General features: G+C 69.5%; 24 protein-coding genes and 1 pseudogene. 7 read left to right on the top strand and 18 right to left on the bottom strand.

Annotated elements, in window-relative coordinates; translation table 11 throughout:
• Positions 1 to 48: 48 nt before the first annotated feature.
• On the bottom strand, positions 49 to 1,374 hold the full coding sequence (locus JCM7685_RS14685) for an amidase (protein WP_074966455.1): 1,326 nt from the start codon (positions 1,372 to 1,374) through the stop codon (positions 49 to 51).
• A 128-nt stretch (positions 1,375 to 1,502) separates the two neighbouring features.
• Here JCM7685_RS14685 and JCM7685_RS14680 point away from each other — a divergent pair, with 128 nt between their 5' ends.
• Positions 1,503 to 2,726 carry a UbiH/UbiF/VisC/COQ6 family ubiquinone biosynthesis hydroxylase gene (locus JCM7685_RS14680; protein ID WP_074966456.1) on the top strand — a complete coding sequence of 408 codons (1,224 nt, stop codon included), beginning with the start codon at positions 1,503 to 1,505 and terminating at the stop codon, positions 2,724 to 2,726.
• 170 nt (positions 2,727 to 2,896) lie between these two features.
• The gene (locus JCM7685_RS14675) at positions 2,897 to 3,493 is read left to right on the top strand and encodes a LolA family protein (RefSeq protein WP_074966457.1); all 597 of its coding nucleotides are present in this window, start codon (positions 2,897 to 2,899) and stop codon (positions 3,491 to 3,493) included.
• A gap of 17 nt (positions 3,494 to 3,510) precedes the next feature.
• On the opposite strand, the gene JCM7685_RS14670 is transcribed toward JCM7685_RS14675, so the two are convergent.
• The 5 genes from JCM7685_RS14670 to JCM7685_RS14650 all read right to left on the bottom strand — a co-directional run bounded on the left by JCM7685_RS14670 (position 3,511) and on the right by JCM7685_RS14650 (position 7,058).
• Entirely contained in the window at positions 3,511 to 4,089 is a 579-nt protein-coding gene (locus JCM7685_RS14670) for a transglycosylase SLT domain-containing protein (protein WP_074966458.1), read from the bottom strand.
• Between the two features lie 74 nt (positions 4,090 to 4,163).
• Positions 4,164 to 5,204 carry a molybdenum ABC transporter ATP-binding protein gene (modC, locus tag JCM7685_RS14665; RefSeq protein WP_083412591.1) on the bottom strand — a complete coding sequence of 347 codons (1,041 nt, stop codon included), beginning with the start codon at positions 5,202 to 5,204 and terminating at the stop codon, positions 4,164 to 4,166.
• The gene (modB, locus tag JCM7685_RS14660; protein ID WP_074966459.1) at positions 5,204 to 5,896 is read right to left on the bottom strand and encodes a molybdate ABC transporter permease subunit; all 693 of its coding nucleotides are present in this window, start codon (positions 5,894 to 5,896) and stop codon (positions 5,204 to 5,206) included. The genes modC and modB overlap by 1 nt, the downstream gene beginning before the upstream one ends.
• A complete protein-coding gene (modA, locus tag JCM7685_RS14655) occupies positions 5,893 to 6,636 on the bottom strand; it encodes a molybdate ABC transporter substrate-binding protein (RefSeq protein ID WP_083412585.1) in 744 nt (247 codons plus the stop codon). Before modA ends, modB begins: the two co-directional genes overlap by 4 nt.
• 65 nt (positions 6,637 to 6,701) lie before the next feature.
• Positions 6,702 to 7,058: a winged helix-turn-helix domain-containing protein gene (locus JCM7685_RS14650; RefSeq protein ID WP_074966461.1), complete on the bottom strand. Its 357-nt coding sequence runs from the start codon at positions 7,056 to 7,058 to the stop codon at positions 6,702 to 6,704.
• 107 nt (positions 7,059 to 7,165) lie between these two features.
• Between JCM7685_RS14650 and JCM7685_RS14645 the strand changes: the two genes are divergently transcribed.
• Together JCM7685_RS14645 and JCM7685_RS14640 are read left to right on the top strand one after the other, a co-directional pair.
• Positions 7,166 to 8,347, top strand: a complete 1,182-nt coding sequence (locus JCM7685_RS14645; RefSeq protein ID WP_074966462.1) for an acetyl-CoA C-acyltransferase family protein — start codon at positions 7,166 to 7,168, stop codon at positions 8,345 to 8,347.
• A 155-nt stretch (positions 8,348 to 8,502) separates the two neighbouring features.
• Positions 8,503 to 9,213, top strand: coding sequence for a DUF1003 domain-containing protein (locus tag JCM7685_RS14640; protein WP_074966500.1), 711 nt, complete (start codon positions 8,503 to 8,505; stop codon positions 9,211 to 9,213).
• A gap of 302 nt (positions 9,214 to 9,515) precedes the next feature.
• Here JCM7685_RS14640 and JCM7685_RS14635 read toward each other — a convergent pair whose 3' ends face one another.
• The 6 genes from JCM7685_RS14635 to JCM7685_RS14610 all read right to left on the bottom strand — a co-directional run bounded on the left by JCM7685_RS14635 (position 9,516) and on the right by JCM7685_RS14610 (position 15,135).
• Positions 9,516 to 10,130, bottom strand: coding sequence for a VUT family protein (locus JCM7685_RS14635; RefSeq protein ID WP_074966463.1), 615 nt, complete (start codon positions 10,128 to 10,130; stop codon positions 9,516 to 9,518).
• A 95-nt stretch (positions 10,131 to 10,225) separates the two neighbouring features.
• Positions 10,226 to 11,362: a serine hydrolase domain-containing protein gene (locus tag JCM7685_RS14630; protein ID WP_074966464.1), complete on the bottom strand. Its 1,137-nt coding sequence runs from the start codon at positions 11,360 to 11,362 to the stop codon at positions 10,226 to 10,228.
• Positions 11,359 to 12,312, bottom strand: coding sequence for an esterase-like activity of phytase family protein (locus JCM7685_RS14625; protein WP_074966465.1), 954 nt, complete (start codon positions 12,310 to 12,312; stop codon positions 11,359 to 11,361). The genes JCM7685_RS14630 and JCM7685_RS14625 overlap by 4 nt, the downstream gene beginning before the upstream one ends.
• Positions 12,285 to 13,157 carry a penicillin-insensitive murein endopeptidase gene (mepA, locus tag JCM7685_RS14620; RefSeq protein WP_074966466.1) on the bottom strand — a complete coding sequence of 291 codons (873 nt, stop codon included), beginning with the start codon at positions 13,155 to 13,157 and terminating at the stop codon, positions 12,285 to 12,287. Before mepA ends, JCM7685_RS14625 begins: the two co-directional genes overlap by 28 nt.
• Complete coding sequence (locus tag JCM7685_RS14615; protein WP_074966467.1) at positions 13,154 to 14,512, bottom strand: MFS transporter; 1,359 nt, start codon at positions 14,510 to 14,512, stop codon at positions 13,154 to 13,156. Before JCM7685_RS14615 ends, mepA begins: the two co-directional genes overlap by 4 nt.
• Before the next feature lie 50 nt (positions 14,513 to 14,562).
• Complete coding sequence (locus JCM7685_RS14610; protein ID WP_074966468.1) at positions 14,563 to 15,135, bottom strand: acyl-CoA thioesterase; 573 nt, start codon at positions 15,133 to 15,135, stop codon at positions 14,563 to 14,565.
• 146 nt (positions 15,136 to 15,281) lie between these two features.
• On the opposite strand from JCM7685_RS14610, the gene JCM7685_RS14605 reads away from it, so the two are divergent.
• From JCM7685_RS14605 to JCM7685_RS20370, 3 genes and pseudogenes are all read left to right on the top strand, one after another.
• The gene (locus JCM7685_RS14605) at positions 15,282 to 15,575 is read left to right on the top strand and encodes a YggT family protein (RefSeq protein WP_074966469.1); all 294 of its coding nucleotides are present in this window, start codon (positions 15,282 to 15,284) and stop codon (positions 15,573 to 15,575) included.
• Positions 15,576 to 17,609 (top strand): DNA helicase RecQ, encoded by a 2,034-nt coding sequence (gene recQ / locus JCM7685_RS14600; RefSeq protein WP_074966470.1) that lies wholly within the window; start codon positions 15,576 to 15,578, stop codon positions 17,607 to 17,609.
• 627 nt (positions 17,610 to 18,236) lie between these two features.
• A pseudogene (locus tag JCM7685_RS20370) lies at positions 18,237 to 18,741 on the top strand (transposase); the annotation flags it as partial.
• Between the two features lie 175 nt (positions 18,742 to 18,916).
• On the opposite strand, the gene JCM7685_RS14595 reads toward JCM7685_RS20370, so the two are convergent.
• The 6 genes from JCM7685_RS14595 to JCM7685_RS14570 all read right to left on the bottom strand — a co-directional run bounded on the left by JCM7685_RS14595 (position 18,917) and on the right by JCM7685_RS14570 (position 25,808).
• Positions 18,917 to 22,012, bottom strand: a complete 3,096-nt coding sequence (locus tag JCM7685_RS14595) for an efflux RND transporter permease subunit (RefSeq protein WP_074966471.1) — start codon at positions 22,010 to 22,012, stop codon at positions 18,917 to 18,919.
• Positions 22,009 to 23,097: an efflux RND transporter periplasmic adaptor subunit gene (locus tag JCM7685_RS14590; protein WP_231964654.1), complete on the bottom strand. Its 1,089-nt coding sequence runs from the start codon at positions 23,095 to 23,097 to the stop codon at positions 22,009 to 22,011. The genes JCM7685_RS14595 and JCM7685_RS14590 overlap by 4 nt, the downstream gene beginning before the upstream one ends.
• Positions 23,097 to 24,158, bottom strand: coding sequence for an efflux RND transporter periplasmic adaptor subunit (locus tag JCM7685_RS14585; protein ID WP_074966473.1), 1,062 nt, complete (start codon positions 24,156 to 24,158; stop codon positions 23,097 to 23,099). Before JCM7685_RS14585 ends, JCM7685_RS14590 begins: the two co-directional genes overlap by 1 nt.
• 179 nt (positions 24,159 to 24,337) lie before the next feature.
• Positions 24,338 to 25,060: a flagellar type III secretion system pore protein FliP gene (fliP, locus tag JCM7685_RS14580; RefSeq protein ID WP_074966474.1), complete on the bottom strand. Its 723-nt coding sequence runs from the start codon at positions 25,058 to 25,060 to the stop codon at positions 24,338 to 24,340.
• A complete protein-coding gene (locus tag JCM7685_RS14575) occupies positions 25,057 to 25,314 on the bottom strand; it encodes a FliM/FliN family flagellar motor C-terminal domain-containing protein (protein WP_074966475.1) in 258 nt (85 codons plus the stop codon). Before JCM7685_RS14575 ends, fliP begins: the two co-directional genes overlap by 4 nt.
• A gap of 2 nt (positions 25,315 to 25,316) precedes the next feature.
• Positions 25,317 to 25,808, bottom strand: a complete 492-nt coding sequence (locus JCM7685_RS14570; RefSeq protein ID WP_083412587.1) for a hypothetical protein — start codon at positions 25,806 to 25,808, stop codon at positions 25,317 to 25,319.
• Positions 25,809 to 25,833: the final 25 nt, after the last annotated feature.

Raw genomic sequence — 25,833 nt, 5'->3', positions numbered from 1 at the left:
GGGCCGCAAGGCCCGGTCTTTCCCGGATTTGCCCGGAAAATCCGGGGCTCAGCGCAATGCGGCCTCGGCCGCGGCGGCGGCGACCAGCAGCGCGCGGTCGCCCTGCGCCGCGCCCATCAGCATCAGCCCGCAGCCGGGATGGCCGGTCGGCAGGCTGATCGCGGGCAGGCCCAGCAGGTTGCCGATGCGGGTATTGCGCAGCGTCAGCATGTTTTCGCGGGCAAAGAACACCGGGTCGGTCTGCAGCCGGTCGATCTCGGGCGGCAGCAGCGGCGCGGTCGGCAGGATCACCGCGTCGAAACCGGCGACCAGCCGCGTCCAGGCGGTGCGCAGCCGGTCGAGCTCTTGCCAGCCGGCGATGTAGTCGGCGGCCAGCACCTCGCGCCCGCTGCGAAAGCGTTCCAGGATCGGCGGATACATCAGGTCCGGCGCGTCCTCGATCTGCTCGCGCCAGAAGCCATAGGCCTCGGGGGCGAAGAGGATCGGCGCCAGCGCCATGGCCTCGGCCACGCAGGGCGGGGCGGCATGGGTGACGCGGGCGCCGGCCCGGGCCAGCCGGTCCACCGCGTCCTCGAAGGCCGCGACCGGCGCCGCGCGGGCATCGTCGAAGGGGACGCCTTCCAGCACCATCAGCCGCAGTCCGCGCGGGTCGGCATCCGTCAGGTCGACCGCGGGCTCGCCGCGCAGCACGGCGAAAAGCTCGGCGCAATCCTCGACGGTGCGGGCGATGGGGCCTGCCACGTCGAAGCGGGGGCACAGCGGCAGCACACCGCGGGACATCACCGCGCCGGTGGTCGGCTTGAAGCCCACCAGCCCGTTCCAGGCCGCCGGCACCCGGATCGAGCCGCCGGTGTCGCTGCCGATGGCCGCCGCCGCCAGCCCCAGCGCCACCGAGACCGCCGCCCCGGAACTGGAGCCTCCGGGCGCCAGCGCCGGGTCGATGCTGTTCGGCGGCGTCGCGGTCATCGGGTTCACGCCCAGGCCGGAAAAGGCCAGTTCGGTCATATGCGTCTTGCCCAGGCAGACCAGCCCGTCCAGCGTGGCGCCGGCCAGGATGGCGGCGTCGTGTTCGGGCACCCGGCCGCTCAGCAGGCGCGAGCCGGCCTCGGTGGCGATGCCGGCGCTGTCGATATTGTCCTTCCAGCTGATCGCCACGCCGTCCAGCAGGCCGCGGCGCAGACCGGCGCGGGCGCGGTCATGGGCGGCGATGGCCTCGGCCCGGGCGCGTTCGGGGGTCAGCCGGGCATAGATTCGCTTGCCGTAGGGGTGGCGGGCCGCGGCGTCCAGATAGGCCTCGACCTGCCCGAGCGGGCTGATGAGTCCGGCGAGGATCGCCCGCCCCTGTTCCGCAGCCGTTGCCTTGAGCCAGTCCATGCCGTTCCCCCAAAAGTCCTGTGTCGCAATAGCCGTCACGCTAGCCCGGCGAGGGTGCGCCCGCAATGGCGCAGGCGGGCGGCGATGACGCATGGACAAAGCCCGGGCAAGCGGCATAGTGCGGGGCCATGACGACGGATTTCGACATCGTGATCGCCGGCGGCGGGCTGAACGGCCCCGCGCTGGCGCTGGCCCTGGCGGATGCGGGGCTGCGCGTGGCGGTGGTGGACGCCCGCCCCGCCGACGCCCGCGCCGGCGAGGCTTTCGACGGCCGCGCCTATGCGCTGGCCCTGGCCTCGCAGCGGCTGCTGGCGGCTCTGGGGCTGTGGTCCGAACTGGCGCCGAACGCGCAGGAGATCCGCAAGGTCGCGGCCAGCCAGGGCGTGGCCGGCGACGGTCCCGGCCCTTTCGGCCTGCATTTCGACAGTGCCGAGATCGAAGAGGGCCGCCTGGGCTATATGCTTGAAGACAGGTTCCTTTATCGCGCGCTGCTGGGGGCGATGGCCGGGCGGGTGACGCATCTTTCCGGCACCGCGGTCTTGGACCAGGCCGTCGAGGACGCCGGCATCCGCGTCGCGCTGTCGGACGGCCGCAGCCTGGACGCGCGGCTGCTGGTCGGCGCCGACGGCCGGCAATCGGGCGTGGCGCAGCGGGCCGGCATCCGCCGCACCGGTCATGACTATGGCCAGATCGCGCTGGTCGCGGCGGTGGATCACGACCTGCCGCACCAAGGCGTCGCGCATCAGTTCTTCATGCCCGGGGGGCCGTTGGCGATCCTGCCGCTGCCCGGCAACCGCAGCTCGATCGTCTGGTCCGAACCCGAGGACAGCGCCCGTGCCATCATGGCCCTGCCGGATGAGCAATTCCTTGCCGTCCTGCGGCCGCGCTTCGGCGATTTCCTGGGCGCGATCCGGCTGGCCGGTCCCCGATTCTCCTATCCGCTGAACCTGACCCTGGCCCAGCGTTACGCCGCCCCGCGCGTGGCTCTGGTGGGCGATGCCGCGCATGGCGTGCATCCCATCGCCGGGCAGGGCCTGAACCTGGGCCTGCGCGACGTGGCCGCGCTGGCCGAGGTGCTGGTCGCCGCCCACCGCCGGGGCGAGGACATCGGCACGGACCCGGTGCTGGCGCGCTACCAGGACTGGCGCCGGCCCGACGCCACCGCGCTGGCCCTGGGCATGGACGGGGTGAACGCGCTGTTTTCCAATGCCAACCCGCTGCTGCGCGCCGCGCGCGAACTGGGCATGGGCGCGGTCAACGCCGTCCCCGCCCTGCGGCGCGGCTTCATGCGCCAGGCGGCGGGGCTGAGCCTGAAGCCGATGCCGCGGCTGCTGACCGGCCGGCGGCTGTAGGGCATTGCCCGCAACGGGACGCCCGCTTTGCGCCCGGACGGGCGAAACCCGGGGCTTGGCGGCGAACGCCGCATGCCGCAGGGAACGCTCACGCCGCCGTCAGCGTTGAGCGGCCGCGCATCCAGCGAACGTGATGTGCAAGACCTTGGAGAGACGCTATCATTCCCGGCATGAAACTGAAAACGCTCGCCCTCGCGCCCGTCCTTGCCCTTGCCATGGCCTTTCCCGCCATGGCCGAGAAGATTCCGCTGAACGAGATCTCGCGCTATCTCAACGGCCTCAAGACCGCGGTGTCGGATTTCACCCAGGTCAATGCCGATGGCAGCATCACGACCGGCACGGTCTATATCCAGCGCCCGAACCGGGTGCGCTTCGAATACAAGGGCGACCGGACGCTGGTGCTGGCCTCGGCCGGGCAGGTCGCGGTCTTCGACGGCAAGTCGCGCAGCGGGCCGCAGCAATATCCGCTGTCCAAGACGCCGCTGTCGCTGATCCTGGCGCCGAACATCAACCTGGGCCAGGCGCGGATGGTCACCGGCTATACCGAAAAGAAGAACGCCACCGTGGTCACCGCGCAGGACCCTCAGCACCCGGAATACGGCAATATCCAGATGGTCTTCACGGCGAACCCGACCCAGCTGCGGCAATGGGTGGTGACCGACGACGCGGGCAAGCGCACCACGGTCATCCTGGGCGACATGAAGACCGGGGTGTCCTTCAAGCCCTCGACCTTCGCCATCGAGAACGAGATCGCCCGCCGCAAATAGGCGGGCGACCCCCGGTCTCAGCGGCAGGAGGCCAGCTGCATCCGGTAAAGCTCGGACCGGGCCTGCACCTTGCCGGCCACGGTCATCAGCCAGGGCTTGCCGCGATGCGAACCGTTGGCAAAGCCCGAGCGGCCCTCGTGATAGGCCAGGTATTGCGAGGCGGCGTCCTGTTTCGACACGCCCAGCCGGCGCGCGGTGCCGTCCATGTACCAGCCCATGAAATCGGTGGCGTCGCGGATATTGTCGCGGCGGGCGCGGCGATTGCCGGTTTCCTTGCGATAGTCGTCCCAGGTGTTGTCCAGCGCCTGGCTGTAGCCATAGGCCGAGCTTTGGCGCCCCATCGGGATGATCCCCAGCGCATAGCGATGCGGCGTGCGCGCGTCGCCGATGAATTTCGATTCCTGGTGGATGGTCGCCATCTGCACATGCACCGGCACGCCCCAGCGCCGCTCGGTCTGCTTCATCGCGCGCATATAGGCCGGACGCTCGCTGGCGAGCATGCAGGCGTTTTCCAGATTGCGCGGTGCCTTGTAGTTCCCGCCGCCCCCGCACGAGGCGACCAGCCCGACGATGGCGAGCTTGAGAAACCTGTTCATACTGCCCTCATGTTTTTTGCGGCCAGCATAAGCGGAATCCCGGGCGGCGCGCAAATGACAAAGCCGCGCGCCGCCTAGCCGGGCAGGACCGAGACCGATTTCACGATGGCGTGGCAGGCGGTTCCCGGCCGCAATTCCAGGGCCTTGACCGAGCGCGGGGTGATCTGCGCAAGCATCCGCTCATCCCCGGCGACAAGCTGGACCAGCCCGCCGTCGATGCGCGCGACCGTCACCGGCAGCACGTTCAGCGCCGAAAGCCCGCTGGGCACCGCGCGCGACAGGATCACTTCGTGGGCGAGGATTCGCAACCGCAGCTCGCGCCCGGCGGGCAGGGGGCCGGGCAGCAGGATCGGCCCGGCGGCGGTGGCGACGCGGATCATGCCGTCGGGTTCGGTCGCTTCGACGCGGCCGCGGATCAGCGCCCCGGCCTCGCGCGCGCCAAGCTGCGGCGCCAGCGCGGCATCGGCCAGGATCCCGGCCAGCGGCCCGGCATGGCAGACTCGGCCCCGCTGCATCAGCACCACGGTCGTCGCCAGCCGCAGCACCTCGGGGACCGAGTGGCTGACGTAAAGGATCGGCAGCCGGATCTCGTCCCGCAGCCGCTCCAGCCAGGGCATGATCTCGGCCTTGCGGGCCTCGTCCAGCGCGGCCAGCGGCTCGTCCATGACCAGCAGCGCCGGGTCCGACAGCAGCGCGCGGCCGATGGCGGTCCGCTGGCGCTCGCCCCCCGACAGCGTGGCGGGACGGCGCTTCAGCAGCGGGCCAAGCGCCAGCATCTCGACGATACGGTCGAAGTCGCGCGCCGCGCCGCGCCGCCAGCGCGAGGGGTAGCGCAGATTCGCCGCCACCGTCATATGCGGAAAAAGCCGCGCATCCTGGAACACATAGCCGATGCGGCGGGCCTGCGGCGGCAGGTCGATGCCGTCGCCGAACAGCACCCGCCCGTCCAGCGCGATTCGCCCCGCGTCGGGCCGCATCAGCCCGGCGATGGCGTTGATGGTGGTGGTCTTGCCGCAGCCCGAGGGACCGAACAGCGCCGTCACCCCGACCGGGGCGCGAAAGGCGACATCCAGCGACAGGCCGGGAAAGTCGCGACGAAAGGCGACCTCCAGCATCAGCGCCCCCCGGCCATGCGCCGCGCCAGCCATTCCGAGACCAGCACCGCCGCCATGGCGATCACCACCGAGACCAGCACCAGCCGCAGCGCCGCGCTTTCGCCCAGCGGCGTCTGCAGCAGCGCATAAATGGCCGAGGGCAGGGTCTGGGTCTGACCGGGAATGTTGCTGACGAAGGTGATGGTGGCGCCGAATTCGCCCATCGCCTTGGCGAAGCCCAGTGTGGCGCCGGCCAGCATGGCGGGCAGGATCAGGGGCAGGGTCACGGTCAGGAAGATCCAGATGCGCGGGGCGCCCAGGGTGGCGGCGGCCTGTTCCAGCCTGGGGTCCACCGCCTCGAACCCCAGGCGGATGGCGCGGACCATCAGCGGAAAGGCCATGATGCCGCAGGCCAGCGCCGCGCCGGTCCAGCGAAAGGCAAAGACGATGCCCAGGGGCTTCAGCAGGCTGCCCACCGGCCCCTGCGTGCCGAAGGTGACCAGCAGCAGATAGCCGGTGACGACCGGCGGCAGGATCAGCGGCAGGTGGACGATGCCGCTGACCAGCCCATGCCCGGGAAAGCGCCGCCGCGCCAGCAGCCAGGCGACGGCGACGGCAAAGGGCAGGCTGGCGAGGGTGGCGACGCCCGCCACCCGCAGCGACAGCCGCACCGCCTGCCATTCCTGGGGGCCGAGCCAGTCGGTCAGGTTCATTGCGTGACGGTAAAGCCCTGCGATTCGAACACCGACTTCGCCGGCTCTTGCGACAGGCTGTCGAGGAAGGCGGCGGCCTGGGGCGTGTCGGCGGCCTTGGTCACGGCGGCGGGATAGGTGATCTTTTCATGGCTGTCCTCGGGGAAGGTCGCCACCACGCCCACGCCCGGCTCGGCCACGGCGTCGCTGCCATAGACGATGCCCAGCGGTGCCTCGCCGGTCGCGACCAGCTTCAGCGCGGCGCGGACGTTGTCCGCCTGGGCGACCTGGCCCTCGACCTTGTCCCACAGGCCCAGCTTGGTCAGCGCCTCCTTGCCGTATTGGCCGGCGGGCACGGAATCGACCAGCGCCATGGCCAGCTTGCCGTCGCCCAGCAGCGCGGGCAGGTCGGTTGCGGGCGCCTCGGCCGGCTTGCCGGTGCCGACCAGAACCAGCGTATTGCCCAGCAGGTCCTTGCGCGTGGCCGGGTCGATGTCGCCCGATTCCTGCACCGCATCCATCCACGAACTCGAGGCCGAGATGAACAGGTCGGCCGGCGCGCCCTCCTGGATCTGCTTGGCGAGCTGCGAGCTGCCGGCGTAGGAAATCACCACCGTATCGTCGTGGCTTTCCTGCCATTTCGCGGCGATGTCATCCAGCGCGTCCTTGAGGCTGGCGGCGGCGAAGATGGTGATCTCGTCGGCATGGGCGGCGGGGGCGGCCAGCGCGATCAGCGCGGCGGCGACCAGAGGCAGGCGCATGGGTGGCTCCATTCGTTGTGTCAGAATGGACATAACCAGCCCCGGCTGCGGCTGGCAACCGCTATTTACACCGAAACAGGACGCTGTCCGTGGCGCATCCGCGCCAGGATCCCGGCGCCCTGCTGGCGCAGCAGGTCTTCCAAGGCGCGATAATCGTCCAGCACTTCGCGGCCGCGCTCGGTCAGCACGGCGCCGCCGCCCTTGGCGCCACCGCGGCTGCTGTCCACCAGCGGGGTGTCGAAATGGCCGTTCATCTCTTCGACCAGCGACCAGGCGCGGCGATAGCTCATCTTCATGCGCCGCCCCGCGGCCGAGATCGAGCCGTCCTCGTCGATGAATTGCAACAGATCGGCCTTGCCGCGCCCGAAGGTCAGGCCGGAGTCGAAATGCAGGCGCAGGCTCAGTCGCGGATCGTCGCTCATGCCGGCATTCTGCCCAGATTCCGCGGCGTCGCAAGAGGGCGGGCTTTCCCACGCGCCGGGCGGCGGCTACGACTGGTGCAGGTCTGGCCTTTTGCGGAGGGGGAATCATGTCCGGAAACGAGATCGTCATCCTGTCGGGGGCCCGCACGGCCATCGGCACCTTCGGCGGCAGCCTGGCGGGCGTGCCTCCGATCCAACTGGCGGCGACCGTCACCCGCGCCGCCATCGACCGCGCCGGCATCGCGCCCGCGCGCATCGGCACCGTGGTCTTCGGCCATGTGCTGAACACCGAGCCGCGCGACATGTACCTGTCCCGCGTGGCGATGCTGGAGGCGGGCGTGCCCGACACCACGCCGGCGATGAACGTGAACCGGCTCTGCGGTTCGGGCGCTCAGGCCATCGTCTCGGCCGCGCAGGCGCTGATGCTGGGGGACGCCGATTTCGCGGTGGCGGGCGGCGCCGAATCCATGAGCCGCGCCCCCTATGCCGTGCCGGCCGCCCGCTTCGGCGCCAAGATGGGCGAGGTGCAGATGCTGGACATGATGACCGGCGCCCTGACCTGTCCGATGGGCACCGGCCACATGGGCGTCACCGCCGAGAACGTGGCGCGCGAACATGACATCTCGCGCCAGGCCCAGGACGCCTTCGCGCTGGAAAGCCAGGACCGCGCCGCCCGTGCCATCGCGCAGGGGCATTTCAAGGACCAGATCGTCCCGGTCGAGGTCAAGGCCCGCAAGGGCATGGTCGCCTTCGACACCGACGAGCATCCCAAATCCACCGACCTGGACCGGCTCGCCGGGCTGAAGGCGGTGTTCCAAAAGGACGGTACGGTGACGGCGGGCAATGCCTCGGGCATCAACGACGGCGCCGCGGCCCTGGTGCTGGCCCGGGCCGACGCGGCCCAGGCGGCGGGCGCCAAGCCGCTGTTCCGGGTGCTGGGCCATGCCGTCGCCGGCGTGCGGCCCGAGGTCATGGGCATCGGGCCGGTTCCCGCGGTCGAGGCGCTGCTGAAACGCACCGGGTTGAAGGCCGGCGATTTCGACGTGATCGAATCGAACGAGGCTTTCGCGGCCCAGGCGCTGGCGGTCAACAAGAGCCTCGGCCTCGATCCCGCCAAGGTGAACCCGAACGGCGGCGCCATCGCGCTGGGCCACCCGGTCGGTGCCACCGGCGCCATCATCACCGTGAAGGCGATGTATGAACTGATGCGCACGGGCGGCCGCAAGGGGTTGATCACCATGTGCATCGGCGGCGGGCAAGGCATCGCGCTGGCCATCGAACGTCTCTGACCCCGAAGGCGGCGCGGCCGAGCAGGGCATTCGGAAAGCGGTGAAACTGCACCAGATCCTGGTCTTTTCACCGTTGCGCAAATACCCATCCGGGGCTTCGGCGATGCGAAGCGCGATCCGCCGCAGCCGCTGTTTCTGATCGAGAAGGTCGCATGATGCCCGAGCCTCCGCCTGTTTCGTCGAGTTGCCTGGTCTGCGGCCGGCCGAAGGAGCCGCGTGATCTCAGCGCCGCCTCCGACGTGCGGCAGACGCTGGCCGAACTGATCGTGAAGGATGTGCCCGACTGGAACGAAAGCAGCCGGATCTGCAGCGAGTGCCTGCAGAAATACCGCCAGCTCTACCTGACCCAGCTTCTGGCCGACGAGACCGGCGAGCTGGGCGAGCTGGAGGCCGAGGTGGCGCAGGTGCTGTCGCGCGGCGCGCTGCTGACGCCTTTGACCGCGCCCGACGACCGGGACGAGAGTCTGGGCTTCGGCGCGCGCATGGCGGATCGCGTCGCCGACTGGGGCGGTTCATGGGGCTTCATCCTCAGCTTCGTCGCCGTCCTGGCGCTGTGGATGATGGTCAATGCGGGCGGATTGCTGGTCCGGCCCTTCGACCCCTATCCCTTCATCCTGCTGAACCTGGTGCTGTCCTGCATCGCCGCATTGCAGGCGCCGGTCATCATGATGAGCCAGCGCCGGCAAGAGGCCAAGGACCGCCGCCGGGCAGAGAACGACTATCAGATCAACCTGAAGACGGAACTGGAGCTGCGGCAGCTGCATGAGAAGATCGACCACCAGCTGACGCATCAGTGGCGCCGGCTGCTGGAGATCCAGCGCATTCAGGTCGATCTGCTGCATGAGATGCGGCGCGCGCGGCAGTAGCGGCAGGCGCCAGGAAATGAAGGCGGCGAAACGAAGCCGGCGAAACGAAGGCGGCGCGGCCTGTCGCGCGGCCTCGAAGGGAACGAGCCGCTCCGTGGGAGCGGCTCGCGAGATCCACGGAGATGGTCCGGTTAGGGTTGGTGCCCACCGTCCCAGCCAGGGTTTACGACCCTTGGGGCTGCCCTCAGGCCACGGCCCCCCTGACTGTCCCGACACCTCTCTCCACTATCACTCTCGACACTGGACCACCTCCTTTCAATAAGTTGCCGTATGCGCTCAGCCTGCCACAAAATAATGACCAGTCAATGAATTTGCGCGCGGCGCTGGATCAAATTTCCGACGACGATGCGGAAGGGGACAAGCGCCAGAATCGCCTGGGCGAACTTCACCAGCCAGTCGGCTGCGGCCAGCGAAATCCACAGCGGCAGCACCGGTCCCAGGCCCAGCAGCCGAACCGGCTCATTTGCCCAGGAAACATCGTCGGCGGGGAACAGCACGGCCAGTTGTGCGGCGAAGGCGATGCTGAAGAACAGCGCGGTATCCACCACCGAGCCGACCACGCTGGCGGCCAGGGGTGGCAACCACCAGTTGTATTTTCGCAACGTGTTGAACACGGCGATGTCCATCAGCTGCGCCGAAAGGAACGCCGCGCCCGAGGCGACGGCGATGCGCAGCGTGGTCTTGTCCATGCCCGCGGCCACGAGCGAACACAGCACGCCGGTCACGAAGCCGGCAAGCACCACCCGGCGTGCGGCGGCGGGGCCATAGACCCGGTTCATGATGTCGGTGACCAGGAACGAGATCGGATAGGTGATCGCCCCCCAGGTCAGCCAGGGGCCAAGCAGGTGCTGGACGAGGATGTTCGAGGCCACCACTATGGCGGCCATGGCGATGACGCCGGGAAGAAGTCGGGACATGGTATGGTTCCGTTTTGGCAAGGTAGCGGAGACTCGGCCCGCTCGGGGCAGGGCCGCATAGGTCCGCGCCGGCTCGGTGTCAACGCTTTCCTGCGCTAGGCCGCGAAGGCCGCGGCGATTTCCACGGCAAAGGCGCCGTTCATGCCCTCGGTCGTGGTGTTGGTCAGGGCGACCAGGCTGCGGTCGCGGGCGGGATCGGCGATCCAGCTGTGACCGTAGATGCCACCCCAGCTCAGGCATCCCGCCGGCAGGCCGATCCCGGCCAGTTCGGCATCGGTGACCACCGCGCCGGCCCAGGCATGGCCCCAGCCGGGACCGCGCATAGGATGGCGGTGGTGACCGATGCGGTTGCGGCGCGCCTGGTCCCGCAGGGCCTCGCCGATGAAGGAGCCGCGATGCAGCGCCTCAATCACGGTCAGCGCCGCCTCGGCCGTGCCCGCCATGCCGCCGCCGCCCGAAGGATAGGCGTCGGGCGCCATGATCCGCTCGGGCAGGAAGCTGTAGCGTTGCTCGGGGCGCAGCGGATTGGCGACCCGCGTCGGACCGGCCATGCGCCGCGGAGGCTGCACGTCGCCGGCATAATTCGCCGCCAGAGTGCCGGGATCGGGCGCGTGGAAGGCGGCCTCGATGCCCAGGGGACCGGTGACCAGATCGGCCATCGCTTCGGGTAGGGGGCGGTCCGTCGCGGCCTCGATCACCGCGCCCAGCACGTCGGTCGCCAACGAATAGCGCCAGCGCGTGCCCGGCGCACGGTCCAGCGGCACCGCGGCCAGCCGGCGCAGGTTCTCGGCCAGCGAGATGCCGGCGTCGCCGATCCCGTCCGACACCCCGGCGCGGGCATAGGGCCCGTCCTCGGGCTGGTTGAAGCCGTAGTCCAGCCCGGCCAGATGCGACATCAGATGGTCGAGCGTGATGCGGGGCCGGCTGCCGTCGGCCAGGGCGGGGGCGAAGCCCGACAGCCAGCGGGTGACCGCGTCCTCGGGCGAAAGCCGGCCCTGGTCCATCAGCCGCAGCGCCGCCAGCGTCGTGAACGGCTTGGTGACCGAGGCATAGCGCAGCCAGCTGCCCGGCGTCATCGCCCGGCCGGCCTCGCGGTCGGCCATGCCGGCGGCGCGGGCATGGACCACCCGCCCCGAGGCGGCAAGCAGCAGCACGCAGCCGACCAGCCGCTGTTCCGCCAGGGCGTCGTCGACGGCGCGGTCCAAGGCCGCGATCAAGGCCGGCAGGCTCATTCCGTGACCCGGTATTCGACCAGCTCCGTGCGCTGGAACCAGTTGAAATTGTCATCCGAGATCAGTGTCAACCGGATCCCGGTGCCGTCGTCCCAGACCGAGATCCCCTCTAGGTTGTCGTATTGCAGCGGCCGGCTTTCCAGAAGCACGCGCTCGTTCGCGACGCCGTGCTCGGTCAGGTCGAAGCGGCGCACGCGCGAGCGAAAGCCTAGCAACCCCTTGAAATCGCGTTCCAGCAGATAGAAGCGGCCGTCCGGGCCGACATCCGCCCCAACCGCCAGCCAGTCGCCCGAGCGCGGGATCGAGAAGGGCTGGTCCCATTTGCCGTCCCGCCAGCGCCAGACCGGGAACGGCCGCGTCAGCTGGCCCGAGCGTTCCGGCAGCGTCAGCAGCGTGCCGTCGGGCAGGATCGCCAGCGCCTCGAGCGAGGAGTTGCCCTGCATCGCCTTGAACGCGGGCGGGCGCGGCAGGGGCTGGGCCGGGCTGTCGGGCGTGTCGTAGCGGGCGACGCGGGTCAGCCCCTCGAAACTGATCCAGATCGTGCCGTCCGCGGCGATTGCCAGCCCCTCGCTGTCGCCCTGCCGGCCGGGTTTCAGCGGCTTGCCGGAACTGTCGCGCAGCCGGGCGCGGCCGGCGGCCTCCATGCCGCGGATGCGGCCCTCGGCGTCGCGCTCGACCGTGCCCCAGCGGATCGAGGCGCGGTCGGACAGCGCGGTGAAGCGGCGGCCGTCGGCGCTGATCTCGATGCCGGAAAAACCGCCGAACTGATCGTCCTCCATGCGCCAGACATAGGTGGCGACATAGTCCACGCGCGGCCCGGCCGAGGGCGCGGGATCGGCGGCGCAGGCAGCGCCGGCGGACAGCAGCAGGGCCGAGAGCGCCAGCCGGGGCAGGCGCCGGAACCAGCCGCCTTGCGCCCGTTCTAGCGGGCGGTGGCGACGGCCTGGCATTGGCGGGGCATCTCGCTGAGGCGGTAGCTGCGGGGATGGCGATAGTTCGGATCGGGTGGCACCGGCTTCACCCGGCTGGGGTCGATGCGGTTCTTGATCCATTCGGCGGCCTCGGCGCAGCCGTCGCCGGGGGGCGGCGCGTCCTGCGTCTGGCAGACCGAGCCCGCCGGGCAGGCCAGCCGGACGTGGAAGTGATAATCGTGGCCGTTGATCGGGCGAATCTTGCGCAGCCAGCTGCGGTCGCCCGAGGCGCTTTGGCACATGGCGACCTTGGCGACGGGATCGACGAAGATGCGCTCGACGCGCGGGTCGCGGGCGGCGGCGCGCAGGATCGCCATATGCGAGCCGCTCCACAGCCCCGAGGGCGCGGTGCCGGCCTTGTTCACCACCGATTGCGACGAGATCTTTTCCCGCTGCGCCCGGGTCAGCTGCAGGCTGGACGGCGGCAGCATCCAGATGTCGGCGTCCAGCCCCATCTGGTGGCTGGCGTGGCCGGTCACCATCGGCCCGCCGCGCGGCTGGCTCATGTCGCCGATATAGAGCCCCTGCCAGCCGGCCTGGCGCGCCGCGCCCGAAAGGCCGATCAGGAAGCTGACCAGGTCGGGGTGGCCCCAGTTGCGGCCCCGCGACAGCCGCATCACCTGCCAGGTCGGGCCGCTTTCGGGCATCTGCGCGGCGCCGGTGATGCAGCCCTTGGAATAGAAGCCGATGGCGGCGGCGCCGCCGGCGGTGGGGCCGGGTGCGGCGCCGAACACGTCCTTGGCCAGCGGATCGGCGGCCGCGGGCAGGGCCGAGGCAAGCGCGGCCAGCGCCAGCGCGGCGGCGGTCAGGGTTCTGCGGATCACTGCTCGGGTTCTCCTTCGGTTTTGACCCAACCTAGCAGAAGCAGCGCCAGAAGGAACATCACGATGAGCGGAGAGATGCCGAGCCTCTGGCTGCCGGTCAGATCGGTCACCAGCGCGACCAGCAACGGGGCGAGGAAGGCGGTGGCCTTGCCGGAAAGCGCATAGAGGCCGAAGGCTTCGGTGGCGCGCTCGGGCGTGGTGTGGCGCACCATCATCGTGCGGCTGGCCGATTGCAGCGCGCCGCCCGCGCCGCCGATCAGCGCCCCGCACAGAAAGAACAGCGCGTCGGGCAGGCGCGCGCCCTCGGCCAGCGGCAGGCCCAGCACCTGCGCGCGGTCCATGCCGGTCAGCAGGACGCAGACCCCGGTCAGCACCAGGGTGCAGACGACGATCACCGGCCTGGGTCCCCAGCGCCGGTCGGCGCGGCCGCCGATCCAGCTGATGACGGCGGCCGAGACTGCGCTGACCACGCCGAAGACTCCGGCCAGGAACACCGGCCAGCCCAGCACCGTGCCGGCATAGACGCCGCCGAAGGCGTAAAGCGCGTTCAGCGCATCGCGCGAAAACATCGACGAGGCGAGCCAGGCCGAAAGCGACGGCCGCCGCGGCAGGCTGGACAACAGCCGCCCCAGGTCGCGCATCGCCGCCCCCAGCCGCAGCCTGCGGCGCGGGCCGGGCGTTTCCCGCACCCAAAGCGCGAAGGGGATCATGAAGACCAGATACCACAATGCGGTGAATGGACCCGCCGCCCGCGTGCCCTCGCGCAGCCCGGGATCCAGGTCCAGCACCGGCGGGACGCCCAGCAGGGTGCGGCCGGTCTGGGCGTTCTCGGCCAGAAACAGCAGCACCAGCGCCAGCGAGACGACCCCGCCCAGATAGCCGAAGGCGAAGCCCGAGCCCGAGACCCGGCCGATCTCGCCCGCGGGGGCCAGGCCGGGCAGCAGGGCATTGGTGAAGATGGTGGCGAATTCCATGCCGATCAGCCCGATCCCGAACGAGACGATGGCCAGATGCAGGTCGGGCTGCCCCGGCATCAGGAACCACAGCCCCCACGAACCCGCCATGTAGAAGCCGGAAAAGACCCAGACCCAGACCAGCCGGCGTCCGGTGTTGTCGGCGATGGCGCCCAAGACCGGCGCCAGGGTCGCGATGATCACCCCGCAAAGGCCCAGCCCGTAGCCCCAGAGCGACTGCGCCGCCGCCCCCGCCGCCTCGGCCGTCATGCCCTGCGCGATGAAATGGGCGCGGGCGACCTCGGCGTAATAGACCGGGAAGATGAAGGTCATCAGCAGCGTCGCGAAGGGCTGGCTGGCCCAGTCGAAGAACCACCAGCCCCAGATGCGTCTGCGTTCCATGAAGTCCTCGCCGCGGCCTCGTTTTCCGCGCGCATAAGGCCCCAGCGCGGTCAGGCTGGCAAGTCGGCATTCCGGTCGCCGGGGGTGATCGGCGGCAGAAGCGGCGGCCAGGGCCTTTCGGCATCCGCGGCGATCCAGGCCCGCACCCAGCCCGGCAATTCGGGGCTGACCGGATCGCGGCCTGCGGCCTGCATCAGCCGCGCCGGCGCCACGATCCCCTGGGCCGAGGTGATCGCCGCGCGCAGCAGCATGTGGTTGCAGCATTCGCCCGCGCGCCACATGCTCTGCTCCATGTAGAGAAAGCGCGCGTCCCAGCCCAGCGTCCGCGACACCATGGTGAACCGGTGAAAGCATCGGATGCGGCGGCGATAGCGCACCGAGTTGCCGGCGACGGTGATGCCCCAGCCGTTGTCCCGCATGATGCCGATGATCCCGGTCCTGACCGCCATCGGCAACCGGCCCAGGTCGTAGAGCGTCAGCGTGCGGCCGTTGTTCAGCTCGATCCAGGGGTCGAGGTCCCAGGGCCAGCAGCGGTGGGTCGAGACATGCGCGTCCAGCACGCCGATCCGGGGCGCCCGGCGGAACTTCAGCATCTCCTTGGCGAAGCGGAGCATCGGATACATGGGCGGCTTCCTTCTTGCCTTCCGGACCCCGCCCCGCTAGCGGCGGCCCGCCGGGGCGTCAATCGGAACGCTGCGGCCGATCCTTGCTGCTTGCGCAATGCGGATGCCTGCCTTACCTGTCCGGGGAACTGCCGGAAGGGAATGAAATGGTCACGCTCTACCAAGCCTTGATGCTGATACTCGACGTGGTCTGGTTCGTGATGATCGCCCATATCATCATGTCGTGGCTGATCAACTTCCAGGTGCTGAACCTGCGCCAGCCGCTGATCTGGCAGATCTGGAACGGGCTGAACCGCCTGCTGGAGCCGATCTATGCCCCGGTGCGCCGGATCCTGCCGAACACCGGCGGGCTGGACCTGGCGCCGCTGGTGGTCTTCATCGTCATCATCATCGCGCAGCGCGCGCTCGCCAATAACGCCGGCTTCTTCTACGGCTTCTAGATGTCCGCCGCGCCCCTTCTGCGTCAGGTCTTCGGCTTCGACGCCTTTCGTCCGGGGCAGGAAGAGATCGTGGATGCCGTGGCCCAGGGCCGCGACGTGCTGGCGATCATGCCGACCGGCGGCGGCAAGTCGCTGTGCTATCAGCTGCCGGCGCTGATGCGCGACGGGCTGACGGTGGTGATCTCGCCCTTGATCGCGCTGATGCGCGACCAGGTGCGGGCGCTGACCGAGGCGGGCGTTTCGGCGGCTGCGCTGACCTCTGGCAATTCCGAGGAGGAGAATTCCGAGGTGCTGCGGGCGCTGAACGCGCGCGAATTGCGGCTGCTCTACATGGCGCCCGAGCGGCTGGCCTCGGGCGCGACCATCCCGATGCTGCGCCGCGCCGGCGTGCAGGCCATCGCCGTGGACGAGGCGCATTGCGTCAGCCAGTGGGGCCACGATTTCCGCCCCGACTACCTGCGCGTGGGCGAGTTGCGCCGGGCGCTGGCGGTGCCGCTGGCCGCCTTTACCGCCACCGCCGATGCCGAGACGCGCGAGGAAATCGTCAAGCGCCTGTTCGACGGTGCGCAGCCGCAGTCGTTCCTGCGCGGCTTCGACCGGCCGAACATCCACCTGGCCTTCCAGCCCAAGGACGGGCCGCGCCGGCAGATCCTCGACTTCGCCGCCGCGCGCCGCGGTCAGTCCGGCATCGTCTATTGCGGCACCCGCGCCAAGACCGAAACCTTGGCCGGCGCCCTGAACGACGCGGGCCTTGCCGCCACCGCCTATCATGGCGGCATGGAGGCCGAGGCCCGGCGCGAGGTCGAGATCCGCTTCCAGCGCGAGGACGGGCTGATCGTGGTCGCGACCGTCGCCTTCGGCATGGGCATCGACAAGCCCGACATCCGCTGGGTCGCCCATGCCGACCTGCCGAAATCCATCGAGGCCTATTATCAGGAAATCGGCCGCGGCGGCCGCGACGGCGCCCCGGCCGAGACGCTGACGCTCTACGGCCCCGACGACATCCGCCTGCGCCGGACCCAGATCGACGAGGGCCTGGCCCCGGCCGAGCGCAAGGCCGCCGACCACGCCCGGCTGAACGCGCTGCTGGGCCTGGCCGAGGCCACCGGTTGCCGCCGCGTCGCCCTGCTGGGCTATTTCGGCGAAACGGCGGCTTCCTGCGGCAATTGCGACAACTGCGACAGCCCGCCCGACTGTTTCGACGGCACCGAGGCGGCGCAGAAGGTGCTGTCGGCGGTCCTGCGCACCGGCCAGACCTATGGCGCCGGCCATATCATCGACGTGCTGACCGGCACCATGACCGACCGCATCGGCCAGCGCGGCCACGACCGGCTGCCGACCTTCGGCTGCGGCCGGGACCTGACGAAACCGCAATGGCAGGCCGTCATCCGGCAGATGCTGGGCCGCGACCTGATCCGCCCGGACCCGGAACGCCACGGCGGCCTTGCCATCACCGCTGCCGCCCATGCCGTCCTGCGCGGCGAAACCCGCATCACCCTGCGCCGCGACGCCATGACCCGCGCCCGTCCCGCCGTGGTCGTGCGCACGCAGGTGGACGAAGAGGACGCGCCGCTGCTGTCGGCGCTGAAGGCCAAGCGCCGCGCGTTGGCCGAGGCGGCGCGGGTGCCGGCCTATGTCATCTTTCCGGACCGCACCCTGATCGAGATGGCGCAGACACGGCCGCGCACGCTGGACGAGATGGCCCGCGTGAACGGCGTCGGCGCCAAGAAGCTGGACAGCTACGGCGACGATTTCCTGCGCGTCATCGCCGGCGAGGTCGCACCGATGCATCCGGCGCGCCGCGCTCTGGCCGGCCGCGAAGCCGGCGCCTTGTTCGACCGGCTGGCCGAGGTTCAGGCCCGGCTTGCGCGCGGCGAGGACGGCACCGAAAAGCCGCTGTCGGTCGGCAATTCGACCCTGCGCCGCATCGCCGAGGACCGGCCGCGCGACCTGTCGCGCTACCTGGACGAGCCCCGGCTCGATCGCTTCGGTGCCGCCTTCGCGGCCGAAATCGCCGCCGATCCCGAAGCCTGATCACGGCTGCAGCCCGATGCGGAACTCGGAACGGCGGCAGGTTCAGCCCGTCGCAGCCGGCCAGCGTCGATCGGCCTTTTGATCGCGGCCTGGGTCAATCCCGTTTTCGATTTCGTGCCGGGGGCGTCTTCCTTTTCGAGGCCATGCATGACGATTTCTGGCCGAAGCGTTCAATCCATGCGGCACGGTTTTCCGTTGCCGCAGCGGCTTGGGCGAGGCTGCCGCAACCACGGACCCGACGGGATCATGGGCCTTGCGTCGAGTCTGCGATTTTCTGGGCCTGGAGGATCGGCCCGCTCCTGCTGCCATCGCGGTGCCGCTGGTCCAAGCGGAGTGCAGGATGGCATTCGCGCCATCGCGACCTGCGCTTTCCATTCGCTCCGGCCGCCGCGCGCTTGCGGCAATAATGGTGGTCCGCACCAAAACACTCGGCTCAGCGAGGTCAAGCAGACCTCGACGGCCAGCACGCTGCCCCGGAATCTTCAGAGCCAGAAGTTCGCTGATCGATTACAACTCCCGCCCCGGCTGCCCCTTCTCCTCGCGCCTAGCGTCGATCAGGTGGGCTGTTGCATAAACGCTGCCCTGGAAAGGATTCACTAAAAAGACCAAGGATGGCATGACGAAGTCATCGCGTGCCTGCTCCCGCATGGCGCGCTGGTTCGGCGGCGTTGCGTTCGGAGCCGCGAGTCGCGCCTCATTTGGATCCACAAGGAGAGGACTTGGCTCACGCCGCATGGGACCGTCAGGGTCGACAGCCTGTCTTCTCGAACGCAGCGATCCAGTTCTGCCTGTCGATCCAGGTGCCGTTCGAGCTACCGCTCAGGTAGACCGCGGGAGGGTCGCGAGACTGCTGTGCTGGCGGGGATGGACTGTCCGTCGCGGACTATTCGACCGTGCCGCAGACAGAGGACTCTTAAAGGTCCGGATCCCGTATCGCCGCCGTGCCGATGGCCCGCTGAACCCGCCGGTGGACAGCATCGCGATCAAGTTCCTCGGCGAAAGGCAGGCCCGCAAGCATGGCGTCAAGGTCGACACCCATGGCGCAAGGTGCGTCTGGCCATGGATACTGCGACTCCGAATATCCGCGCTGTCGCGTTTATCCCCAGCCCGTGGCGGCGACAGCCCCGTGCTGGCCGGGTATTAGCAGCTGCACCATGGGCGCACCCTCTGATCGGGTGTTTGCCATGATGCATTGGTCCCTTGCGGCCGATCTGCCTTCGATGCTCGTCCTGAGATCGGCGCGAACTCGGGTGGAACCGTTTGCGCGGCGTCAGCTTTCGCCGTTCATCATCGAAAATGCTGACGCCCTATTGATGCGCTGCCGCCCGGGCGCGGTCCTCGGCGCTGGGCATGGGGTCGCCCTCGGGCGGGCGCACCCGAAAGACCGCGCAATAGAGTGCCGGGACGAAGATCAGCGTCACCAGCGTACCGGCGATGATGCCGCCCATCATCGCGAATGCCATCGGTCCCCAGAACACCTGACGCGAGATCGGGATCAGCGCCAGACTCGCGGCCGCCGCGGTCAGCAGGATCGGGCGGGCGCGGCTGTCGGATGCCTCGAAGACCGCGTTCCATGCCGTGTGGCCCTTGGCGATCAGCACCTGGATCTCATGCACGAGGATGACCGAGTTGCGGATCAGGATGCCGATCAGCGCCAGGATCCCCAGGATCGCCACGAAGCCCATCGGCACGCCGAAGGGCAGCAGCGCCGCGACCACGCCGATCAGCCCCAGGGGCGCCGCGGCGAAGACGATGAAGCTCAGCCGGAAGCCCTGCATCTGCACCATGACCAAAAGCGCCATGACCAGCAGCATGACCGGGACCACGGCGGCGATGGGCTCCTGGCTTTCGGCCGAGGTCTCGACCGTGCCGCCGACCGTGACCTTGACGCCCTGCGGCAGGCTCTGCCGGAACTGCGCCACCCGCTCGGCCAAGGCCGCGACCAGGGTCGCCGGCTGGTCCTTGCCGGCGATGTCGGCCTTGACCGTCACCGTGGGCAGCCCGTCGCGCTGCATGATCAGCGGCTGTTCGGTGCCGTATTCCAGCACCGCCAGCGAGGCCAGCGGGATCGGCGTGCCGGTCTGGGTCGCCAGTTGCAGGTTCTGGATCGACTCGACCGACTCGCGATCCTCTTGCGAGCCGCGGGCGGTGACGTTGATCAGGAAGATGCCGTCGCGCAGTTGGGTGATGGTCCGCCCGTTGAATGTGCCGGCCAGCGCGCCGGAGATATCCTCGTTCGTGACCCCCAGCCGCCGGGCCTGGTCCTGGTTGACCTGCAGGCGGACCACCCGCGCCGGCTCGTTCCAGTCCAGCGAGATGTCGCGCAACCGCGGCTCGGTCGCCAGCACGGCGGCCAGATCGCGGGCCGCGTCGCGCGCCTGATCCGGGTCCGCTGAGGACACCCGGTATTGCACGGGCTTGCCGACCGGCGGCCCGATTTCTAGGTTCTTGACGTAAAGATCGGTGCCGATCAGGTCGTTGCGACCGAACTCGACCAGGCTGGCCTTCAGCCGGTCCCGCGCGGCCAGGTCCGGTGTCTGGATCACGATCTGGCCCATGTAGGGGCCCGGCGTCGGCACGTCCATCGACAGCACGAAACGCGGCGCCCCTTGGCCGACATGGCTGGTCCAGAACAAGGCGTCGTCGTGGTTGGCCAGCATCGCCTCGATGCGCGCGATGTCGGCATCGGTCTTGGCGATCGAGGCATTGGCGCGTTCGTTCACGTCGACGATGATCTCGGTCCGGTCCGAGGTCGGGAAGAACTGCTGCTCGACGAAGCGCATGCCGACGACCGAGGCGGCAAAGACCGCCAGGGTGATGGCGATGGTCAGCCACTTGTAGCGCATCCCCAACAGCAGCAGGCCGTGGAAGCGCCGGCGCAGCCAGCCCGCGCGCCCGGCGCCGTGCTTCATCCGCGCCGGCAGCAGCGTCACCCCCAGAAGCGGCGCGAACAGCACCGCGACGATCCAGCTGACGATCAGCGAGACCGCGATGACCACGAAGAGCGAAAAGGTGAATTCGCCGGCGGCCGAGCTGTTCAGGCCGATGGGGATGAAGCCCGCCACCGTGACCAACGTGCCGGTCAGCATCGGAAAGGCGATGGAGCTCCAGGCGTAGCTGGCGGCGCTTTCCAGGTTTTCGCCCAGTTCGAGGCGCGAGATCATGGTCTCGATGGCGATCATCGCGTCGTCGACCAAGAGCCCCAGCGCGATGATCAGCGCGCCCAGCGAGATGCGTTGCAGGGTGATGCCGTAGATGTCCAGGACGATGAAGGTGATCGCCAGCACCAGCGGTATGGTCAGCGTCACCACCAGCCCCGCCCGCAGCCCGAGGCTGACGAAGCTGACCAGCAGCACGATGGCCACCGCCTCGACCAGGGCCTGGACGAAATGGCCGACGGCCTCGTCCACCACATGGGGCTGGTCGGCGACCTTGGCCATCTCGATGCCGATGGGCAGGTTGCGGGCCACGTCCGCCATCAGCGCGTCCACTTGCTTGCCGAACTCCAGGATGTTGCCGCCGTCGCGCATGCCGATCTGCAACCCGACCGCCTCTTGCCCGTTATAGCGAAACAGCGCGGTCGGCGGGTCCTCGTAGCCGCGCCGCACGGTGGCCACGTCGCCGATGTTGAAGAAGCGCTCGCCCACGCGCAGGTTCACCGCCGCGATGGCTGCGGCGTCGTCGAACTGGCCGCCGACGCGCACCAGCACCTGTTCCGGCCCCGCCTGCACGATACCCGAAGGCGCGATGGCGTTCTGCACCGCCAGCGTCTGCACCACCTGGTTGTGGTTCAGCCCCATCGCCGCCAGCCGCGCCGAGGAGAATTCCAGATAGATCTGTTCCTTGCGCACGCCCAGCAGCGAGGTCTTGCCGGCCATGGGCAGGGCCTGGACCTGCTTGCGGATGGCCTCGACCCGATCGCGCAATTCGCGCTGGGTGAAGCCGTCCGAGGTGAAGGCGTAGATATTGCCGAACACGTCGCCGAAATCGTCGTTGAACTGGAAGCCCTGGAATTCCTGGGGAAAGTCGGGGCGGATGTCCGACATCATGCTGCGGACCCGCTTCCAGACCTCGGGCACCTGCGGACCGCGGATGGTGGGATCCAGTTCCAGGTAGACGATGGATTGGCCGGGCATGGTCACCGAGCGGGTGAATTTCAGCTCGTCCAGTTCCTCGAGCTTGGTCTCGATCCGGGTGGTGACCTGGTCCAGCGTGTCCTCGATGGTGGCGCCGGGAAGCGAGGCGCTGATCACCATGATCTTGATGGTGAAGTTCGGGTCCTCCTCGCGGCCCAGGCGCAGATAGCCCAGCGTGCCCGCGACCATCGACACGATCAGCAGAAACCACACCAGCGAGCGGTGATGCAGGGCCCAGTCGGAAAGGTTGAAGCCGCGTTCGGTCATGGCGCCACACTTGCCCCTACGGCTTGGCCCTCGGCGAGGGAATGGATGCCGCGGATCACCACCTCGTCGCCCGTCGCAAGGCCGGAGCGGATCGCGACCCGGCCGCCCAGCGGCGGGTCCTGGATCTGGACGGGCCGCAGAGAGACGCTGGCGCGGTCGCCGTCGCGGGTGACGATCCAGACCAGGCTGGCGCCGTCGCGCTGCAGGATCGCGCCCTCTGGCAGGGTCGGCCTGGCCTGGGCCGGGCCGGCCGGCCGCGCCCGCACCAATGCGCCCAGACGCAGCGCCGCATCGTCCCCCAGCGACAGGTGAACCTGCCGGGTCCGGGTCATGGCATCCGCCACCGGCTCGATTTGCGAGACGGTGGCGGGCAGCAGGCGGTCGGGCTCGTCTTCGGACCAGATTTCATAACGGTCGCCGGCCTTGACCCGCGACAGCGCGGTATCGGGCAGGTCGATGACGGCCTCGATGCCTTTCTGCGCGGAAAGCCGGATCACCGGCTCGCCGGCGCTGACCACGGCGCCGGGATTGGCATGGACCGCGCTGATGACGCCGTCGAAAGGCGCGCGCATCTCGGCGAAACCTTCGGCATCGCGGGCGCGGATCAGTTCGGATTCCGCCTGCTGCTCGGCGGCCATGGCGGCGGCCAGTGCGCGCTCGACCTGTTCGAGCTGCGCGGCCGAGGCGACGTTGCGCCGGGCCAGCGCCCGGGTGCGGTCGGCGCTGGCCTGGGCCGTGCGCAGTTCGACCTGCGCGGCATCGACCGCGGCCTGGGCGGCGCGGACGTCGCCCTGAAGATCGCCGGGATCGAGCGAGGCCAGCACCTGGCCCTGCCGCACGATGTCGCCGACATCGACATCGCGCGCGGTAAGCCGGCCCAGCGTCTGGAAGCCCAGCGCGACCTCGATCCGGGCGGCGATCACCCCGGGGATGGAATGGCGGGCGGCCAGGTCGTCGCTGACCAGGACGCTGACCACCGGCCGCGGCGGCTCGGGCGCGGGGTCTTGCCGCGACATGCCGAAGCCGGCGGCCTGCTGCGCCAGCGTCATCACCACGAGCAGCGCGGGAATCAGGACCTTGCGCATCATTCCCCCTTGCCCGCCGAGGCGCCGGCGACCTGCCGGCCGGGATAGAGCAGCTGCGAGCCGGCGCCGACCACGACCTGGCCCGGCTCGACGCCATCGCTGAGGATGACGGTGCCGTCGATGAAGCGCGCGATCCGCACGGGAGCCAGACGGACACGGTCGTCCTTCTCGACCAGCCAGACCGCGGGTCCGCCCTCGACGGCGGTCAGCGCGGTCCAGGGCACCGCGATCCCGGTGCCGGCGGGGTAATGCACCGCGCCGCGGACCGCCGCGCCCAGCAGGCTGGCGCTGGCGGGCGGGTCCTCGATCTCGGCCCGCACGGTGACCGAGCCGGTGGCTGGGTCGACCAGCGGTGCGATCTCGGTGACGCGGGCCTCCATGTGCAGACCGGGGAAGTCTATGCCGGTCAGGGAAACCGGGGCGCCGATGGCATTGCGCAGCAAGGGGGTGTCCGGGGTCAGGAACACCGCCTCGCGCCCGGTCGCCGAGGCCAGCGAGATCACGGCCTGCGCCGCGCCCACGATCTGCCCCGGCTCGGCCTTGCGTGACGTGACGATGGCATCCGAGGGTGCACGCATCACGGTGTCCTGCAACGCCCTTTCCGCCTGTCCCAGTTCGGTCCGCGCCTGGGTCTGCGCCCTGGTGGCGGCCGAGAGCGCCTGGCTTGCGCCGTCGAAGGCCGCGCGCGTGCCCACGCCGCGGCGCAGCATGGCGTCTGCGCGGTCCAACGCCTGCTGAGCCTGGGCCTCGGCCGCCTCGGCCGAGGCGACGGCGGCCTGCGCAACGCGCAAGGCCTGTTCCTGCTGCAGCGGATCGGTGCGGGCCAGAGCCTGGCCTGCCGAGACCTGGTCACCTTCGCGCACCATGACCTCGGTGATGCGGCCGCCCAGGCGAAAACCGATGTCGACGCTGTCCTTGGCGACGACCGTACCGGTCAGCGCCGCGTCGAAGGTCAGGTCGGTGCGGCGGACCTGGACGAACTCCACCGGCAACGGCGCCTCGGCCCATAGCGGCGAAGCGCAGGAAAGCAATGCAAGGATCCATCCGGTCAGGCGCGCCATGCAGGCCCCCTTGGTGGTTTGTCTTCTGATGCCCAAGATCGGCGCGGTTGAAAAGATCTGCGGTCGGGTAACCTTACGACGGGGCTCCGGTACCGGCCAGATCCTGGGTGGCCGGAGAGAATGACATTTGCGCCAGCCGCGTCCGGAATGTCGAGGCCCCGATCCAGGACAGAGTGGTGTTATTGGTAACTTCGGACTAGGGCGGCCGCGATCATGCCCCAACCGTCCACCACCAGGAAGAAGGCCAGCTTGAAGGGCAGGGCGACGATGGCGGGCGGCACCATCATCATGCCCATCGACATCAGTACGGCCGAAACCACTAGGTCGATGATCAGGAAGGGCAGCGCGACTAGGAAGCCGATCTCGAAGGCGCGTTGCAACTCGCTGAGCATGAAGGCCGGGATCAGCACGGACAGCCGGTCCGGCGCGGCCTGGGGCTCGGGCGAGACCTCGGCAAGCGTGGCGATCATCTCGGGGTCGGTGCGATGCTCCATGAAGCCGCGAAAGGGGACGATGCCGCGCTCGAAGGCCTGCTCGACGGTGATCTGCCCGTCGCGCAGCGGCGCGCCGGCGACGTTCCAGGCCTCGGTCAGCACCGGGCTCATCACGAACCAGGTCAGGAACATGGCCAGGCTGACGATCAGCATGTTGGGCGGCGACTGCTGCAGTCCCATCGACTGGCGCAGGATCGAGAGCACCGTCACGATGAAGGGAAAGCAGGTGACCATGATCGCGATGCCGGGGGCCAGCGACAGCGCCGTCAGCACCGCCAGCAGCGTGATCGAGTTGCGACCGACGCCATTGGCGACCGCATCGAGCGCCGCGGGATCCAACGGCAGCTCCTGCGCAGCGGCGACATGCGGCCATAGCAGGACCGCGAGGGCTAGGACCAGGCGGCTCACGATGCTGCGGCCGGTCCGAGGATGCGGACGCAGAGCCGGCTGTCGGCGGCGTCCGCCGTGGTCAATTCGCCCCGGGCAATGACCTTGTCGCCGACGCAGATGTCCACGCCATCCGACATGTCCTGGTCCAGCGTCAGGATGTCGTCCGGGCGCAGCCGCGACAGTTCGGCCACGGTCAGCTGCGTACCGCCCAGCCGGATGGTGATTTCCACCTGGATCTGGTCGGTTGCAATCAGGCTTGCGAGATCGTCCATGATCAATCCTCGGTCAAGATGTCGTCGATGAGGGTCTTCAATCCGCCTACGACCAGCGCCGGGTCGAAGACGATGGTGCCTTGGCCCGCCACCAGTTGCACGACCGGCTGTCCGGGCAAGGCGTCCTCGACCTGGGCCTGGGGAAAGCGCGCTCGCTCCAGGCTGTCCATCAGGTCCGGTCGCAGGTCGGCCGGACAGCGCAAGACGATGGCCTGGTCGGGAGCATGTTCGGCGAGCCGTGTCATTTCCGTGGCCAGCGCCTCCCGCAGCCGCGACTGCTGCGTGCGCGGCGCCAGAAGGTCGACGATCGCGTGCAGCACCGGAACCAGGCCGGCAAGGATCTCGCGGCGCAGGGCGGCCTCGTGCTGCTGGCTGGCACGCATCTCTTGCCGGCAGTCGGCCAGGGCCAGGCTCAATGCGTCCAGGCTGCGCTCTCGTCCTTCGGTCAGGCCCTGTTCATGGCCGCGATGATAGGCCTCGTCCACGTCGAGCATGGTCACGGTAAGTCCCGGACGTCCG

Source organism: Paracoccus aminovorans (genome assembly GCF_900005615.1).
Classification (GTDB): domain Bacteria; phylum Pseudomonadota; class Alphaproteobacteria; order Rhodobacterales; family Rhodobacteraceae; genus Paracoccus; species Paracoccus aminovorans.
This window is presented reverse-complemented; position numbering and strand designations above follow the sequence as displayed.

Coding starts and splice junctions, on each gene's coding strand:
- JCM7685_RS14685 (WP_074966455.1), bottom strand. CDS start 1,374: ATGGACTGGCTCAAGGCAACGGCTGCGGAACAGGGGCGGGCGATCCTC.
- JCM7685_RS14680 (WP_074966456.1), top strand. CDS start 1,503: ATGACGACGGATTTCGACATCGTGATCGCCGGCGGCGGGCTGAACGGC.
- JCM7685_RS14675 (WP_074966457.1), top strand. CDS start 2,897: ATGAAACTGAAAACGCTCGCCCTCGCGCCCGTCCTTGCCCTTGCCATG.
- JCM7685_RS14670 (WP_074966458.1), bottom strand. CDS start 4,089: ATGAACAGGTTTCTCAAGCTCGCCATCGTCGGGCTGGTCGCCTCGTGC.
- modC (WP_083412591.1), bottom strand. CDS start 5,204: ATGCTGGAGGTCGCCTTTCGTCGCGACTTTCCCGGCCTGTCGCTGGAT.
- modB (WP_074966459.1), bottom strand. CDS start 5,896: ATGAACCTGACCGACTGGCTCGGCCCCCAGGAATGGCAGGCGGTGCGG.
- modA (WP_083412585.1), bottom strand. CDS start 6,636: ATGCGCCTGCCTCTGGTCGCCGCCGCGCTGATCGCGCTGGCCGCCCCC.
- JCM7685_RS14650 (WP_074966461.1), bottom strand. CDS start 7,058: ATGAGCGACGATCCGCGACTGAGCCTGCGCCTGCATTTCGACTCCGGC.
- JCM7685_RS14645 (WP_074966462.1), top strand. CDS start 7,166: ATGTCCGGAAACGAGATCGTCATCCTGTCGGGGGCCCGCACGGCCATC.
- JCM7685_RS14640 (WP_074966500.1), top strand. CDS start 8,503: ATGCCCGAGCCTCCGCCTGTTTCGTCGAGTTGCCTGGTCTGCGGCCGG.
- JCM7685_RS14635 (WP_074966463.1), bottom strand. CDS start 10,130: ATGTCCCGACTTCTTCCCGGCGTCATCGCCATGGCCGCCATAGTGGTG.
- JCM7685_RS14630 (WP_074966464.1), bottom strand. CDS start 11,362: ATGAGCCTGCCGGCCTTGATCGCGGCCTTGGACCGCGCCGTCGACGAC.
- JCM7685_RS14625 (WP_074966465.1), bottom strand. CDS start 12,312: ATGCCAGGCCGTCGCCACCGCCCGCTAGAACGGGCGCAAGGCGGCTGG.
- JCM7685_RS14615 (WP_074966467.1), bottom strand. CDS start 14,512: ATGGAACGCAGACGCATCTGGGGCTGGTGGTTCTTCGACTGGGCCAGC.
- JCM7685_RS14610 (WP_074966468.1), bottom strand. CDS start 15,135: ATGTATCCGATGCTCCGCTTCGCCAAGGAGATGCTGAAGTTCCGCCGG.
- JCM7685_RS14605 (WP_074966469.1), top strand. CDS start 15,282: ATGGTCACGCTCTACCAAGCCTTGATGCTGATACTCGACGTGGTCTGG.
- recQ (WP_074966470.1), top strand. CDS start 15,576: ATGTCCGCCGCGCCCCTTCTGCGTCAGGTCTTCGGCTTCGACGCCTTT.
- JCM7685_RS14595 (WP_074966471.1), bottom strand. CDS start 22,012: ATGACCGAACGCGGCTTCAACCTTTCCGACTGGGCCCTGCATCACCGC.
- JCM7685_RS14590 (WP_231964654.1), bottom strand. CDS start 23,097: ATGCGCAAGGTCCTGATTCCCGCGCTGCTCGTGGTGATGACGCTGGCG.
- JCM7685_RS14585 (WP_074966473.1), bottom strand. CDS start 24,158: ATGGCGCGCCTGACCGGATGGATCCTTGCATTGCTTTCCTGCGCTTCG.
- JCM7685_RS14575 (WP_074966475.1), bottom strand. CDS start 25,314: ATGGACGATCTCGCAAGCCTGATTGCAACCGACCAGATCCAGGTGGAA.
- JCM7685_RS14570 (WP_083412587.1), bottom strand. CDS start 25,808: ATGCTCGACGTGGACGAGGCCTATCATCGCGGCCATGAACAGGGCCTG.